Annotated in this window: 8 protein-coding genes and 3 rRNA genes; 2 read left to right on the top strand and 9 right to left on the bottom strand. The window is 64.8% G+C overall.

The window, feature by feature from the left end:
- Position 1: 1 nt before the first annotated feature.
- From OG406_RS33010 to OG406_RS32980, 7 genes are all read right to left on the bottom strand, one after another.
- Positions 2 to 334, bottom strand: a complete 333-nt coding sequence (locus OG406_RS33010; RefSeq protein WP_003988855.1) for a small basic family protein — start codon at positions 332 to 334, stop codon at positions 2 to 4.
- Positions 331 to 1,236 carry a DUF881 domain-containing protein gene (locus tag OG406_RS33005; protein ID WP_203661379.1) on the bottom strand — a complete coding sequence of 302 codons (906 nt, stop codon included), beginning with the start codon at positions 1,234 to 1,236 and terminating at the stop codon, positions 331 to 333. Before OG406_RS33005 ends, OG406_RS33010 begins: the two co-directional genes overlap by 4 nt.
- A 98-nt stretch (positions 1,237 to 1,334) precedes the next feature.
- Positions 1,335 to 3,830: a mannose-1-phosphate guanyltransferase gene (locus tag OG406_RS33000; RefSeq protein ID WP_329189234.1), complete on the bottom strand. Its 2,496-nt coding sequence runs from the start codon at positions 3,828 to 3,830 to the stop codon at positions 1,335 to 1,337.
- 121 nt (positions 3,831 to 3,951) lie between these two features.
- Positions 3,952 to 4,560, bottom strand: a complete 609-nt coding sequence (locus tag OG406_RS32995) for a CDP-alcohol phosphatidyltransferase family protein (RefSeq protein ID WP_164374838.1) — start codon at positions 4,558 to 4,560, stop codon at positions 3,952 to 3,954.
- 164 nt (positions 4,561 to 4,724) lie between these two features.
- A 5S ribosomal RNA gene (rrf, locus tag OG406_RS32990) occupies positions 4,725 to 4,841 on the bottom strand.
- Between the two features lie 86 nt (positions 4,842 to 4,927).
- Positions 4,928 to 8,048 (bottom strand): 23S ribosomal RNA (locus OG406_RS32985).
- Between the two features lie 311 nt (positions 8,049 to 8,359).
- Positions 8,360 to 9,885: ribosomal RNA gene (locus OG406_RS32980) — 16S ribosomal RNA — on the bottom strand.
- Together the 16S, 23S and 5S rRNA genes form the textbook arrangement of a ribosomal RNA operon.
- A gap of 666 nt (positions 9,886 to 10,551) precedes the next feature.
- On the opposite strand from OG406_RS32980, the gene OG406_RS32975 reads away from it, so the two are divergent.
- A complete protein-coding gene (locus OG406_RS32975) occupies positions 10,552 to 11,001 on the top strand; it encodes a PTS sugar transporter subunit IIA (protein WP_164369446.1) in 450 nt (149 codons plus the stop codon).
- A 78-nt stretch (positions 11,002 to 11,079) separates the two neighbouring features.
- Positions 11,080 to 12,750, top strand: coding sequence for a phosphoenolpyruvate--protein phosphotransferase (gene ptsP, locus OG406_RS32970; protein ID WP_329189230.1), 1,671 nt, complete (start codon positions 11,080 to 11,082; stop codon positions 12,748 to 12,750).
- Positions 12,751 to 12,831: 81 nt separating this feature from the next.
- Here the strand turns inward: ptsP and OG406_RS32965 are convergent, their stop codons facing one another.
- Positions 12,832 to 13,725 (bottom strand): hypothetical protein, encoded by an 894-nt coding sequence (locus tag OG406_RS32965; RefSeq protein ID WP_329189228.1) that lies wholly within the window; start codon positions 13,723 to 13,725, stop codon positions 12,832 to 12,834.
- Positions 13,726 to 13,991: 266 nt separating this feature from the next.
- Positions 13,992 to 15,959 carry an acetoacetate--CoA ligase gene (locus tag OG406_RS32960; protein ID WP_266854307.1) on the bottom strand — a complete coding sequence of 656 codons (1,968 nt, stop codon included), beginning with the start codon at positions 15,957 to 15,959 and terminating at the stop codon, positions 13,992 to 13,994.
- Positions 15,960 to 16,143 lie beyond the last annotated feature (184 nt).

The following is a 16,143-nucleotide window of genomic DNA, read 5'->3' as shown; positions in this document are numbered from 1 at the left end:
CTCACGCCCGGAACACGTGCCGGCGGATCGCGGCGGCGTTGGAGAAGATGCGGATGCCGAGGACGACGACGACACCCGTGGAGAGCTGGGCGCCCACGCCCAACTTGTCGCCCAGGAAGACGATCAGTGCGGCGACGACCACGTTCGACAGGAACGAGACCACGAAGACCTTGTCGTCGAAGATGCCGTCGAGCATCGCGCGCAGGCCGCCGAACACGGCGTCGAGCGCCGCGACGACGGCGATCGGAAGGTACGGCTCGACAACCGCCGGAACCTCGGGCCGGACCAACAATCCAGCCACGACTCCCACGACGAGGCCCAGTACGGCGATCACGATGTGCCCTTCTCTGTGCTCGGCTCTGCTGTACGTACGATCACGCTCGGTGCCGCGGACAACCGGACGTCGTCCTCGGCGGAAATGCTGGTCCGGATGCCGTAGTTCTCCTGCAGGGCGTGCAGGTACAGCCCGTCGGCGCTGTCCTGGAACCTGGTGCTGAGTCGCTGGCCGTCCCCCACCGCGAGCACCGTGTACGGCGGCACGAGCGGCTTGTTGTCGACCAGTATCGCGTCACCGGCGGCCCGGATGGCCGACAGGGCGGTCAGCCGCTGTCCGTTGACGGAGATGGCCTCGGCGCCCGACTCCCAGAGCCCGTTGACCACGCGCTGCATGTCACGGTCCCGCACACGTCCGGTGTCGGAGAACCCCGACGTCTCGCGCGGATTGGTCCCGTCGCCGCCGGTACTGGCTTCCTTGGCGTCGTTCACGACGAGCTTCACACCCGGCCCGTGGACGTCGGTGGCGCCCGACAGGATGCTGACCAGGTCGGCCTGTCCGCCACCGGTCTTCTTGAGGGCCTCGCGCTGGCGCGCGCTCACGTCGGAGCGCAGCGTGTCGACGTTCTTCTCCAGCTTGTCCGCGGTCGAGGACTCACGCTCGATGCGGTCGATGAGTTCCTGACGCTCCTTGGCGACGACCGGGGCCGCTATCCGCGCGTTCGCCGCTCCCACCGTGACCACCAGCGCCGCGAGCACCAGGCCCGCCGCGAGTCCGAGCTTCGCCCGCAGCGTCTTCGGCAGACCACCATCGCCCTCGGCCTGCTTGCGGGCGGCCGCCTCGGCGTATCCGTCGTCGAGGCTGTGGTCCATGACATTGGTGAGCAGCGACATGGAGGCGTCCGGGCGCGAGGGGCGCGGAGCGCTGCTCCGAACGGGGGGCTGCTGCGGCATGCCGCACATCGTCGCACGTCGCGGGTGCTACCTCCGAATGGCCCCACCGGCGTGCCGGACAGGCCCCCTTGGGGGCACTTGTCCGACACGCACGGGTGAAGGATGTTTCAGCGGCCGGCGCTGTCCACCACGGCCGCCCACTCGTCGAGCAGAGCCTCGGCGGAGGCGTCGTCCGGGCCCTCGGCCCACAGGTGCGTGACCGCCTCCGCGGGGTCGGGCAGCACCATGACCCAGCGTCCGTCGGCCTCCACGACCCGCACGCCGTCCGTCGTGTCCACGGAGCGGTCGCCCGCCTCCTCGACGACCCGCCGCATGACCAGACCCTTGACGGCCCACGGTGTCGCGAGGTCCCGCTTGAGGACGTGCGCCCGCGGAATCCGGGCGTCGATCTGGCTGAGCGTGAGCTGGGTCCGCGCCACGAGACCGATGAGCCGTACGAACGCGGCCGCGCCGTCGAAGACGCCGCTGAACTCGGGAATGATGAACCCGCCGCGCCCGTCGCCGCCGAAGATCGTGGCTTCCTCACGACCGACCCGGGTCAGGTCGTCGGGGGACGTCGTCGTCCACTCGACCTGCGTGCCGTGGTACGCCGCCACCTGCTCGGCGATCCGTGTGGTCGTCACCGGCAGCGCGACCCGGCCACTACGCCGCTCCGCCGCCACCAGGTCGAGCATGACCAGCAGGGCACGGTCGTCCTCGACGATCCGCCCCTTCTCGTCGACGAGCGACAGCCGCTCACCGACCGGGTCGAAGCGGATGCCGAACGCCGCCCGCGCGGACGCGACGATCTCGCCGAGCCGCACGAGACCGGCCCGCCGCGACTCCGCCGTCTCCGTCGGCCTGGACTCGTCCAGGCCGGGGTTGATGGTGAGCGAGTCGACACCGAGCTTGCCCAGCAGGCTCGGCAGCACGAGTCCCGCGCTGCCGTTGGAGGCGTCCACAACGACCTTGAGGCCGGACTCCCGGATACCGGTGGTGTCGACGTTGCGCAGCAGCGACCCCGTGTACGAGTCGAAGACACTCGCCGGGAAGTGCAGGTCGCCGATCTCGCCGGGGAACGCACGCCGGTACTCCTGGCGCGAGAACACCCGGTCCAGCTTCCGCTGCCCGCCCTGGGAGAGGTCGGCGCCCTGTTCGTCGAAGAACATGATGTCGACGGAGTCGGGCACTCCAGGTGTCGTCCTGATCATGATGCCGCCCGCACTGCCCCGGGCCGTCTGCTGCCGTGCCACCGGCAGCGGTACGTTCTCCAGGTCGCGTACGTCGATGGCGCTGGCCTGGAGCGCGGAGATGACCGCCCTCTTCAGGGCGCGGGCACCTCTGGAGTGGTCGCGGGCCGTGGTGACCGTGGACCCCTTCTTCAGGGTCGTGGCGTAGGCGCCGGCAAGGCGCACGGCGAGCTCGGGCGTGATCTCGACGTTCAGGATGCCGGAGACACCGCGGGCGCCGAACAGGTTCGCCTGGCTGCGGGACTCCCAGATCACCGAGGTGTTGACGAACGCGCCGGCCTCGATGGTCTTGAACGGATAGACACGGACGTTGCCCTGGATGATCGACTCTTCGCCGACGAGGCACTCGTCGCCGATCACCGCGCCGTCCTCGATCCGGGCGGCACGCATGATGTCGGTGTTCTTGCCGATCACGCAGCCACGCAGATTGCTCTGCTGTCCGATGTACACGTTGTCGTGCACGACGGCACGGTGCACGAACGCGCCGCTCTTGACGACGACGTTGGAGCCGATGACCGTGTGCTCGCGGATCTCGGCGTTGGCCTCGACCTTGGCGTAGTCACCGATGTACAGCGGTCCACGGAACTCGGCGTCGGGGTGCACGTCCGCACCCTCGGCCACCCAGACGCCCGGCGATATCTCGAATCCGTCGATCTCGACGTCGACCTTGCCTTCGAGGACGTCGGCCTGGGCCTTCACATAGCTCTCGTGGGTGCCCACGTCCTCCCAGTAGCCCTCGGCGACATAGCCGTAGATCGGCTTGCCTTCCTTCATCAGCTGGGGGAAGACGTCGCCGGACCAGTCGACGGACACGTCGGCCTCGACGTAGTCGAAGACTTCGGGTTCCATGACGTAGATACCGGTGTTGACCGTGTCCGAGAAGACCTGGCCCCAGGTCGGCTTCTCCAGGAAGCGCTCGACCTTGCCTTCCTCGTCCACGATGGTGATGCCGAATTCCAGCGGATTGGGAACGCGCGTCAGACAGACGGTGACGAGCGCGCCCTTTTCCTTGTGGAAAGCGATGAGTTCGGTGAGGTCGAAGTCGGTGAGTGCATCACCGGAAATGACGAGGAAGGCGTCGTCCTTCAACGCCTCTTCGGCGTTCTTGACGCTCCCGGCAGTACCGAGTGGCTTCTCCTCATTGGCATAGGTCAGCTCCATGCCGAGCTCTTCACCGTCACCGAAGTAGTTCTTGACCAGAGAGGCCAGGAACTGCACGGTGACGACGGTCTCGTTGAGCCCATGCCTTTTGAGCAGCCTGAGCACGTGCTCCATGATCGGGCGGTTCACCACGGGCAGGAGCGGCTTGGGCATGCTTGAGGTCATAGGGCGAAGGCGTGTGCCTTCGCCGCCGGCCATCACGACGGCCTTCATGTCGGAAGCGTCCTCCTCTAAGAGACGACGGTACAGCCGACTTCACCCGTCCTGATTGTCCCGCAGTTCTCGAGCGGGGGCCATCGGGGCACTTCAGAAGCCGCCCCAACGGGGGCCGAGCTCAATCGGTCAAGGTGTCCGCTCGGATCAGCCGGCGGACCTGCACCACGTAGAGGACTCCTGCCCACCAATAGAGGGTTGTACCCCATCCGGTGAACGCCCATCCGAAAATAGCGCCGACTGTCCCGATCCAGCCGCCCGCGTCGCTGAGCAGCAACAACGGGAAGGCGTACATCAGGTTGAAGGTGGCTGCCTTGCCGAGGAAGTTCACCTGCGGCGGCGGATAGCCGTGGCGTCGGAGGATGCCCACCATGACGAGCAGGACCAGCTCACGTGCCAGCAGGGCGGCCGTCAGCCAGAGCGGGAGAATCTCGCGCCAGGTGAGACCGACGAGCGTCGACAGGATGTACAGCCGGTCGGCCGCGGGGTCCAACAGCCGGCCGAGGCTGCTGATCTGGTTCCAGCGCCGGGCGAGCTTTCCGTCCAGGTAGTCGCTGATACCGCTGAGCATGAGGACGAGCAGGGCCCAGCCGTCGCTCTTGGGGCCACCGAACTCCGGCCTGAGGATCAACCACAGGAAGATGGGGACGCCGGCGAGACGCGCCATGCTGAGGATGTTCGGGATGGTGAGGACCCGGTCCGTCTGAACGCGGGTCTCCTGGACCTCCACCCGGGGGCCTCCTGTGGGAAACGAGCCAACGATGCCCCCTGACCTTACCCGCAGGCTCCTCGCACCGGCGCAGAGGGGTCGCGGCATCAGGGATAAATCCTCCGGAAAACAAAAAAGCTCCGGCTCTCAGGATCGAAATCCTGAAAGCCGGAGCTCTAATATTAGTTCGGCGGCGTCCTACTCTCCCACAGGGTCCCCCCTGCAGTACCATCGGCGCTGTGAGGCTTAGCTTCCGGGTTCGGAATGTAACCGGGCGTTTCCCTCACGCTATGACCACCGAAACACTATGAAACTGTCAACCGGAGCCGTGGCATAGCTACGACGGTTGTTCGTGGTTTCAGAACCAACACAGTGGACGCGAGCAACTGAGGACAAGCCCTCGGCCTATTAGTACCAGTCACCTCCAGCGGTTACCCGCCTTCCAGATCTGGCCTATCAACCCAGTCGTCTACTGGGAGCCTTAACCCCTCAAGGGGGTGGGAATACTCATCTCGAAGCAGGCTTCCCGCTTAGATGCTTTCAGCGGTTATCCCTCCCGAACGTAGCCAACCAGCCATGCCCTTGGCAGGACAACTGGCACACCAGAGGTTCGTCCGTCCCGGTCCTCTCGTACTAGGGACAGCCCTTCTCAATATTCCTACGCGCACAGCGGATAGGGACCGAACTGTCTCACGACGTTCTAAACCCAGCTCGCGTACCGCTTTAATGGGCGAACAGCCCAACCCTTGGGACCGACTCCAGCCCCAGGATGCGACGAGCCGACATCGAGGTGCCAAACCATCCCGTCGATATGGACTCTTGGGGAAGATCAGCCTGTTATCCCCGGGGTACCTTTTATCCGTTGAGCGACGGCGCTTCCACAAGCCACCGCCGGATCACTAGTCCCGACTTTCGTCCCTGCTCGACCCGTCGGTCTCACAGTCAAGCTCCCTTGTGCACTTACACTCAACACCTGATTACCAACCAGGCTGAGGGAACCTTTGGGCGCCTCCGTTACTCTTTAGGAGGCAACCGCCCCAGTTAAACTACCCATCAGACACTGTCCCTGATCCGGATCACGGACCCAGGTTAGACATCCAGCACGACCAGACTGGTATTTCAACGACGACTCCACCATGGCTGGCGCCATGACTTCAAAGTCTCCCAGCTATCCTACACAAGCCGAACCGAACACCAATATCAAACTGTAGTAAAGGTCCCGGGGTCTTTCCGTCCTGCTGCGCGAAACGAGCATCTTTACTCGTAGTGCAATTTCACCGGGCCTATGGTTGAGACAGTCGAGAAGTCGTTACGCCATTCGTGCAGGTCGGAACTTACCCGACAAGGAATTTCGCTACCTTAGGATGGTTATAGTTACCACCGCCGTTTACTGGCGCTTAAGTTCTCAGCTTCGCCACCCCGAAGAGTGACTAACCGGTCCCCTTAACGTTCCAGCACCGGGCAGGCGTCAGTCCGTATACATCGCCTTACGGCTTCGCACGGACCTGTGTTTTTAGTAAACAGTCGCTTCTCGCTGGTCTCTGCGGCCACCCCCAGCTCACCGAGTAAATCGGATCACCAGTGATGGCCCCCTTCTCCCGAAGTTACGGGGGCATTTTGCCGAGTTCCTTAACCATAGTTCACCCGAACGCCTCGGTATTCTCTACCTGACCACCTGAGTCGGTTTAGGGTACGGGCCGCCATGAAACTCGCTAGAGGCTTTTCTCGACAGCATAGGATCATCCACTTCACCACAATCGGCTCGGCATCAGGTCTCAGCCTTAATGTGTGACGGATTTACCTATCACACGGCCTACACCCTTACCCCGGGACAACCACCGCCCGGGATGGACTACCTTCCTGCGTCACCCCATCACTCACCTACTACCACCTTGGGCCGGCGGCTCCACCACTCCCCTCAACTCCGAAGAGATCAGGGCGGCTTCACGGCCTTAGCATTAATGGGCTCGATGTTTGACGCTTCACAGCGGGTACCGGAATATCAACCGGTTATCCATCGACTACGCCTGTCGGCCTCGCCTTAGGTCCCGACTTACCCTGGGCAGATCAGCTTGACCCAGGAACCCTTAGTCAATCGGCGCACACGTTTCTCACGTGTGTATCGCTACTCATGCCTGCATTCTCACTCGTGAACCGTCCACCACTGCCTTCCGGCGCGGCTTCACCCGGCACACGACGCTCCCCTACCCATCACAGCGGGCGTTGGCCCTATTGCTGCAATGACACGACTTCGGCGGTACGCTTGAGCCCCGCTACATTGTCGGCGCGGAATCACTAGACCAGTGAGCTATTACGCACTCTTTCAAGGGTGGCTGCTTCTAAGCCAACCTCCTGGTTGTCTGTGCGACTCCACATCCTTTCCCACTTAGCGTACGCTTAGGGGCCTTAGTCGATGCTCTGGGCTGTTTCCCTCTCGACCATGGAGCTTATCCCCCACAGTCTCACTGCCGTGCTCTCACTTACCGGCATTCGGAGTTTGGCTAAGGTCAGTAACCCGGTAGGGCCCATCGCCTATCCAGTGCTCTACCTCCGGCAAGAAACACACGACGCTGCACCTAAATGCATTTCGGGGAGAACCAGCTATCACGGAGTTTGATTGGCCTTTCACCCCTAACCACAGGTCATCCCCCAGGTTTTCAACCCTGGTGGGTTCGGTCCTCCACGACCTCTTACAGCCGCTTCAACCTGCCCATGGCTAGATCACTCCGCTTCGGGTCTTGAGCGCGCTACTAAATCGCCCTATTCGGACTCGCTTTCGCTACGGCTTCCCCACACGGGTTAACCTCGCAACACACCGCAAACTCGCAGGCTCATTCTTCAAAAGGCACGCAGTCACGAGATATGTGCAAGCACATATCCGACGCTCCCACGGCTTGTAGGCACACGGTTTCAGGTACTATTTCACTCCGCTCCCGCGGTACTTTTCACCATTCCCTCACGGTACTATCCGCTATCGGTCACCAGGGAATATTTAGGCTTAGCGGGTGGTCCCGCCAGATTCACACGGGATTTCTCGGGCCCCGTGCTACTTGGGTGTCTCTCAAACGAGCCGTTGATGTTTCGACTACGGGGGTCTTACCCTCTACGCCGGACCTTTCGCATGTCCTTCGTCTACATCAACGGTTTCTGACTCGCCTCACAGCCGGCAGACTGTGAAAGAGAGATCCCACAACCCCTTGCATGCAACCCCTGCCGGGTCTCACACATACAAGGTTTGGCCTCATCCGGTTTCGCTCGCCACTACTCCCGGAATCACGGTTGTTTTCTCTTCCTGCGGGTACTGAGATGTTTCACTTCCCCGCGTTCCCTCCACACTGCCTATGTGTTCAGCAGTGGGTGACAGCCCATGACGACTGCCGGGTTTCCCCATTCGGAAACCCCCGGATCAAAGCCTGGTTGACGGCTCCCCGGGGACTATCGTGGCCTCCCACGTCCTTCATCGGTTCCTGGTGCCAAGGCATCCACCGTGCGCCCTTAAAAACTTGGCCACAGATGCTCGCGTCCACTGTGCAGTTCTCAAACAACGACCAACCACCCATCACCCCCGGTTACCACCGGAGTTCACTGGGGCCGGCACTGAAGGCAGCCTTTCGGCCGTACCTTCAGACACCCAACAGCGTGCCCGACACCCTCACCACTCGTGATCAGCTTTCCACGCTCCGAAGAACAGTACTTGCAGCCCGAAATGACTTGAGTGTCGAATAATCAACGTTCCACCCATGAGCAACCACCGTCGAACGTATGCCGACGTAATGGCCCTGGACCACCAAGCAAGCTTGGCGGCCTAGATGCTCCTTAGAAAGGAGGTGATCCAGCCGCACCTTCCGGTACGGCTACCTTGTTACGACTTCGTCCCAATCGCCAGTCCCACCTTCGACAGCTCCCTCCCACAAGGGGTTGGGCCACCGGCTTCGGGTGTTACCGACTTTCGTGACGTGACGGGCGGTGTGTACAAGGCCCGGGAACGTATTCACCGCAGCAATGCTGATCTGCGATTACTAGCAACTCCGACTTCATGGGGTCGAGTTGCAGACCCCAATCCGAACTGAGACAGGCTTTTTGAGATTCGCTCCGCCTCACGGCTTCGCAGCTCTTTGTACCTGCCATTGTAGCACGTGTGCAGCCCAAGACATAAGGGGCATGATGACTTGACGTCGTCCCCACCTTCCTCCGAGTTGACCCCGGCAGTCTCCTGTGAGTCCCCATCACCCCGAAGGGCATGCTGGCAACACAGAACAAGGGTTGCGCTCGTTGCGGGACTTAACCCAACATCTCACGACACGAGCTGACGACAGCCATGCACCACCTGTACACCGACCACAAGGGGGGCACTATCTCTAATGCTTTCCGGTGTATGTCAAGCCTTGGTAAGGTTCTTCGCGTTGCGTCGAATTAAGCCACATGCTCCGCTGCTTGTGCGGGCCCCCGTCAATTCCTTTGAGTTTTAGCCTTGCGGCCGTACTCCCCAGGCGGGGAACTTAATGCGTTAGCTGCGGCACCGACGACGTGGAATGTCGCCAACACCTAGTTCCCACCGTTTACGGCGTGGACTACCAGGGTATCTAATCCTGTTCGCTCCCCACGCTTTCGCTCCTCAGCGTCAGTAATGGCCCAGAGATCCGCCTTCGCCACCGGTGTTCCTCCTGATATCTGCGCATTTCACCGCTACACCAGGAATTCCGATCTCCCCTACCACACTCTAGCCTGCCCGTATCGACTGCAGACCCGGGGTTAAGCCCCGGGCTTTCACAACCGACGTGACAAGCCGCCTACGAGCTCTTTACGCCCAATAATTCCGGACAACGCTTGCGCCCTACGTATTACCGCGGCTGCTGGCACGTAGTTAGCCGGCGCTTCTTCTGCAGGTACCGTCACTTTCGCTTCTTCCCTGCTGAAAGAGGTTTACAACCCGAAGGCCGTCATCCCTCACGCGGCGTCGCTGCATCAGGCTTTCGCCCATTGTGCAATATTCCCCACTGCTGCCTCCCGTAGGAGTCTGGGCCGTGTCTCAGTCCCAGTGTGGCCGGTCGCCCTCTCAGGCCGGCTACCCGTCGTCGCCTTGGTGAGCCACTACCTCACCAACAAGCTGATAGGCCGCGGGCTCATCCTTCACCGCCGGAGCTTTTAACCCCCACCCATGCAGGCAGGAGTGTTATCCGGTATTAGACCCCGTTTCCAGGGCTTGTCCCAGAGTGAAGGGCAGATTGCCCACGTGTTACTCACCCGTTCGCCACTAATCCACCCCGAAGGGCTTCATCGTTCGACTTGCATGTGTTAAGCACGCCGCCAGCGTTCGTCCTGAGCCAGGATCAAACTCTCCGTGAATGTTTTCCCGTAATCGGGACGACACCACGAGAGCGGAACAACCGGTCGGAATAGGACCGGTCGTTCACAGCGTCCTCGCTGTGCGCCTACCCCAAGGGGGCAGGACTTTTTTTCAAAGGAACCTCGTCCCGGCCGATCGGCCGGAGACGGGGTATCAACAAATCTGGCGTTGATTTTTGGCACGCTGTTGAGTTCTCAAGGAACGGACGCTTCCTTTGTACTCACCCTCTCGGGCTTTCCTCCGGGCGCTTCCCTTCGGTCTTGCGTTTCCGACTCTACCAGACCGTTTCCGTATCCGATTTCCTCGGCGCTTTCCAGGTTTTCGCTTTCGCGTTTCCCTTTCCGGCGAGTCCGACTCTATCAGCGATTTCCTGTCTCTCTGACCACCGTCCCGCAAACATGCAGAACGAGACCCCGAGATAGGATCTGACAAGTTGGGTGCTGCCAGGCAACGACGCTTGGTGACGCCGCTCAGCCTCAAGCAGGGGTACGACAGTACACGGGGGCCGGGAGCGGGCGCAAATCGTTTCGCCCGTGCTCTACGGCCTCCAACCGGGACCTCTCATGCGGAACCGGCACTTCATATGACATACCCTGCTGAAACAGTGCGCCGTCCGGGACAGGCAGTGACGGCCCATATACATCTCCACCCCTGGGAGGCTTCCCATGACCACCGTGACGTCCCCTCTTGCAGGACGCGCCATCGGGCTCGCAGCAGTACCGGACCCCGTGTTCTCCGGGGCCATGGTCGGCCCCGGCACGGCGATCGACCCCGTGCGTGAGCCCTCGGAGGCTGTCGCCCCCGTGGACGGAGTGATCGTCTCGCTCCACCCGCACGCGTTCGTCGTCGTCGACGGCGAGGGCCACGGCGTCCTTACCCACCTGGGCATCGACACCGTGCAGCTCAACGGCGAGGGCTTCGAGCTGCTCGTCAACAAGGGGGACACCGTGACGCGCGGCCAGGCCGTCGTCCGATGGAACCCGGCCGCCGTAGAGGCCGCCGGCAAGTCCCCGGTGTGCCCGATCGTGGCTCTCGAGGCCACGGCGGACTCCCTCTCCGACGTCCGCGAGGACGGCGATGTGAAGGCGGGCGACGCGCTCTTCGGCTGGCAGTGAGATCAACGCTGTCCTGGACGGCACGTTCGACAAACCATCGCGGCGGCGGGACCCGCCGCACTATCGGAGACGGGTGAGATGGAGACAACGCTGCGAGGCGTCGGCGTGAGCCACGGTGTGGCGATCGGCGAGGTTCGGCACATGGGAACGGCGGTTCTCGAACCGCCGGCCAAGCAGATCCCTGCGGAGGACGCGGAGCGCGAACAGGGGCGTGCCCGCAAGGCCGTGGAGGCTGTGGCAGCCGACCTGATTGCGCGCGGCAATCTGGCGGGAGGCGAAGCCCAAGGAGTGCTCGAGGCTCAGGCCATGATGGCCCAGGACCCCGAGCTGATGGCCGACGTGGAACGGCGCATCGCCGTCGGCAGCACGGCCGAGCGTGCGGTCTACGACGCGTTCGCCGCGTACCGGGCGCTGCTCGCGGGCGCCGGTGAGTATCTTGCCGGACGCGTGGCCGACCTCGATGACGTACGGAACCGCATCGTCGCGCGCCTCCTCGGCGTGCCGATGCCCGGCGTCCCCGACAGTGACGAGCCCTACGTCCTCATCGCACGTGACCTCGCGCCCGCCGACACGGCGCTGCTGGACCCGACGCTCGTCCTCGGATTCGTCACCGAGGAAGGCGGGCCGACCAGCCACAGCGCCATCCTCGCGCGTGCGCTGGGTGTGCCGGCGGTCGTCGCTCTTCCCGGCGCCGGCGAGCTCGCCGAAGGCACGGTGGTGGCCGTCGACGGCAGCACCGGCGAGATCTTCGTGGAGCCGACGGCCGAGAAGAAGGCGCAGCTGGAGTCCTCTGCGGCCGAGCGCAAGGCCGCGCTGTCCGCTTCGACGGGTCCGGGTGCCACCTCCGACGGCCACAAGGTGCCGCTCCTGGCCAACGTCGGCGGTCCCGCGGACGTACCGGCGGCGCTGGAGGCCGGTGCCGAGGGCGTCGGCCTGTTCCGCACCGAGTTCCTCTTCCTCGACGACAGCAAGAACGCGCCGTCCGAGGAAAAGCAGGTCGAGGCCTACCGGCAGGTCCTGGAGGCCTTCCCGGAGGGCCGGGTCGTGGTGCGCGTGCTGGACGCCGGTGCGGACAAGCCGCTGGAGTTCCTGACTCCGGCCGACGAACCGAACCCCGCCCTCGGTGTGCGCGGGCTTCGTTCGCTGCTCGATCACCCCGATGTGCTGCGCACGCAGCTCACCGCCCTCGCGAAGGCTTCGGAGGGTCTGCCGGTCTATCTCGAGGTCATGGCCCCCATGGTCGCGGACCGTACGGACGCCAAGGCGTTCGCGGACGCGTGCCGGGCCGCCGGACTGCACGCGAAGTTCGGCGCGATGGTGGAGATTCCATCCGCCGCGCTGCGGGCCCGTTCGGTCCTGCAGGAGGTCGAGTTCCTGTCGCTCGGCACCAATGACCTCGCGCAGTACACGTTCGCGGCCGACCGGCAGGTGGGCGCTGTGTCCCGTCTGCAGGATCCGTGGCAGCCCGCGCTCCTCGACCTGGTCGCGCTCTCCGCGGATGCGGCCAGGGCCGAGGGCAAGAGCTGTGGCGTCTGCGGCGAGGCCGCGTCGGATCCGCTGCTCGCGTGTGTGCTGACCGGTCTGGGTGTCACCTCCTTGTCGATGGGTGCCGCGTCGATCCCCTACGTGCGGTCGACTCTGGCGAAGTACACGCTGGCCCAGTGCGAGCGTGCGGCCGCGGCCGCACGTGCGGCGGACACGGCGGAAGAGGCGCGCAGCGCCGCGCAGGCGGTGCTGTCCGGCGAGTAGCCGTGGCACCGGCGCCGACCGGGCGGCGGAAGAAGCGGGATGAGGGGCGCTCCATCGGCGGATGGGGCGCCCCTTCCGCGTTCAGTGCGTGTGGTGCGTCCCCTTTCCGGTGTCGCCGAGGTCGGGGGGTGTGCCGTAGTCGACGCCTGATTCCGGGGAGACCAGGTCGCCGGACTCGATGTCGGTGCAGTAGGCGTCGAACACTTCGGAGGCGGTGAGGGGGTCGAGGTTCTCGCCGCGCAGTCGCCATCCGTAGACGCGGTCGGTGGTGTCGGGGGTGGTGGTGCGCATGACGAGTCCGCCGGCGCTCCGGGTGGCGAGGCCGAGGGCGAGCACGGTGGTGAATTCGAGGGCTTCGGATTCGTCCAGGCGAATCGCGTCGTCGGTGCGCTCTTCCACCCGGAGGACGGCGACGAGTGTGTCGGGTGCCGTCGAGACGCTGCAGACCAGATGGAGGCTTCCGGGGCCGGCGGTGTCGACGACGCGGGTGAGCAGGTGGGCTGCCCGGATGAAGGAGGCGCGGCCGATGTCCTCGCCGCAGGTCGCGCAGGTGCCGATGCGGGCCAGGAGTGTCGTCGCGTACTCCCAGGTGGCCTGGCGGACGGCCTCGTCGACGAGATCCGGGACGAGTTCGGCCAGCGGCTGCCCGTCGTAGGGGACGGTGGGGCCGGTCGCGGCCAGGTGCGCGGTGAAGCGGGTCCGGCTGGACGGGGTGTCGGGTTCCAGGCCGCTCTCGGCGCAGTACTCGGCGTACTCCACGGGGTCGAAGAGGGCCACCGTGGTGTGGCTGCCCTGCGCCGCGAGGCTTCGCAGCAGGGATTCCACCTGCTGGAGATAGGTGGTGTGGTCGTCGAAGGCGAAGCTGCGGTAGCTCCGCATCGTGCGGAAGTCCTGTTCATCGGTCAGCAGGCCGATGGTGCCCGCGATCTCACGCCGCAGGACACGGCGCAGGGTGTGGTGCTGGATGTCTGCCATTTCTCCCCCAGTGCACAGTCGAACAATGCTCACTCACAGTAATCGTGGGCACTGACAATGCTGGCGGGGAGAGCCGCTCACGCCCGCCCTCGTGGCGGAAGCTGCAGTTCAGGTGGCTTCTCTGAGGGGAAGGCATCCAACCGGGCACGGCCGTGACGGAGGGTGCGGTGACGGTCAGTGGCTCGGCGCGCGGGTCGACGCGGTGCGGGCAGCCCTGGACCTCGGCGCCGTGTTCGACGAGGTCCGGGGCTGCCTACGCGTTCCGGTCATCCGCGTTCGCGGGCCAGCTCCTCGTAGAAGCGCAGGAGTTCGACGTTGTCCACGGAGCCGATGTTGACCGCCTTGTCCATGGGGGTGCCTTGGAGAAGGCGCTTGACCGGTACCTCGATGCGCTTGCCGGTCAGGGTGTGGGGGACGCCGGGCACCTCGATGACCTCGTCGGGGACGTGGCGAGGGGAGAGCTGCTCACGGATCGTCCGCTTGATGCGGCCCAGGAGCGCCTCGTCGAGGACGGCTCCCGGGGCGAGGTGGACGAACAGGGGCATCCAGTAGCCGCCGTCGGGCTGTTCGACGCCGATGACGAGGGATTCCCTGATCTCGGGGAGCCGCTCGACGGCTTCGTAGATGTCGGCCGAACCCATGCGGACGCCCTGTCGGTTGAGCGTCGAGTCGGAGCGGCCGTGGATGACGACCGAGCCCCGGGACGTGACGGTGATCCAGTCGCCGTGTCGCCACACTCCGGGGTACGTGTCGAAGTAGCTGTCGTGGTAGCGGCTGCCGTCGGGGTCGTTCCAGAAGCGGATCGGCATCGAGGGCATCGGGTTGGTGACGACGAGCTCGCCGACCTCGTCGACGAGGGGCTTTCCGCTGGGGTCCCAGGACTGCAGGTCGGTGCCGAGGCCCGGGGCCTGGAGTTCGCCGATGTACACGGGGAGTGTCGGGACGGCTCCCGCGAAGCAGGAGCAGACGTCGGTGCCTCCGCTGACGGAGGCGATCCAGAGGTCGTCGCGGACCTCGTCGTGCAGCCAGCGGAATCCGTCGGGCGGCAGGGGCGAGCCGGTGGTGGCGACGCACCGCACGCGCGCGAGATCGAAGTCGCGGGAGGGGTGGACGCCCGCCTTTCGGCACGCCATGACGTATGCGGCGGACGTGCCGTAGAGCGTCGCTCCGGTGCGTTCGGCGATACGCCACTGGGCGCCCGTGTCGGGGTACCCGGGGCTGCCGTCGTAGAGGACGATCGTGGTTCCCGTGAGGAGGCCCGAGACGAGGAAGTTCCACATCATCCAGCCGGTGGACGTGTACCAGAAGAAGCGGTCCTCGGGGCCGAGGTCGCAGTGCAGGCCGAGCTGTTTGAGGTGCTCGACGAGGATGCCGCCCTGGGACTGGACGATGGCCTTGGGGAGGCCGGTCGTGCCGGAGGAGTAGAGCACCCACAGAGGGTGGTCGAAGGGGACCTCCTCGAAGACGGGCTCGACGTCGGCGGAGGTGAGGGAGGACCAGTCCAGGGCACCCTCGGGAGCGTCGGTGCCCAGCAGGGGGATGTGGACGACGGCACGCAGTGTGGGCAGTTCCCGGCGCAGTTCGGCGACGACGTCTCGGCGGTCGTGTTCCTTGCCGCCGTAGCGGTACCCGTCGACGGTGAACAGGACGACCGGTTCGACCTGCTGGAACCGGTCGAGGACGCTACGGGCTCCGAAGTCGGGGGCGCAGGACGTCCAGACCCCGCCCACCGCGGCGGTGGCCAGGAGGGCCACGACGGCCTGGGGGATGTTCGGGAGATAGCCGCTGACGCGGTCTCCCGGTCGTACGCCGAGGGTTCGCAGTTCCGCGGCCAGGGAACCGACCTGTCGGCGCAGGTCGGACCACGTCACCGGGACGGCCTCGTGCGTCTCGTCCACATACAGGAGGGCCGGTTCGTCCGCTCGGGTCTCGGCGGCGCGCAGCGCGTGCTCCGCGTAGTTGACGGTCGCTCCGGGGAACCACTGCGCACCGGGCATCGACCGGTCGCCGAGCACGCGCGCGTAGGGGGTCGGGAACCGTACGTCGAACCATTCGGTGACGGCTCTCCAAAAGGTGTCCAGCTCGTCGACCGACCAGCGGTGGAGGGCCGCGTAGCCGCCGTCGGACGGGGCTCCGTGCTCCTCGGCCGCCCAGGCCTGGAACTTCGTGACCTGTGCCTGGGCCACCACCTCGTCGGTGGGCTGCCAGAGCGGTGAGGGGTTCGCGGTGGACATGGGGCGGCTCCCGGACTGTGCGCTTCGTGGGCGTCGGTCGCGCACGGGCAGGGGTGTGCGCGGCACGCGGCTGACACGGACGATGCCATGTGATCGACTTCTGCACCAGGGCGCGCCACACATGGTCGGCGACGTGAAGAAGTGGCGTCGCCGCGGGTGAACGGCAGTTGAACGACTCACTCGC

The organism is Streptomyces sp. NBC_01428 (assembly GCF_036231965.1).
Taxonomy (GTDB): Bacteria; Actinomycetota; Actinomycetes; order Streptomycetales; family Streptomycetaceae; genus Streptomyces.
This window is presented reverse-complemented; position numbering and strand designations above follow the sequence as displayed.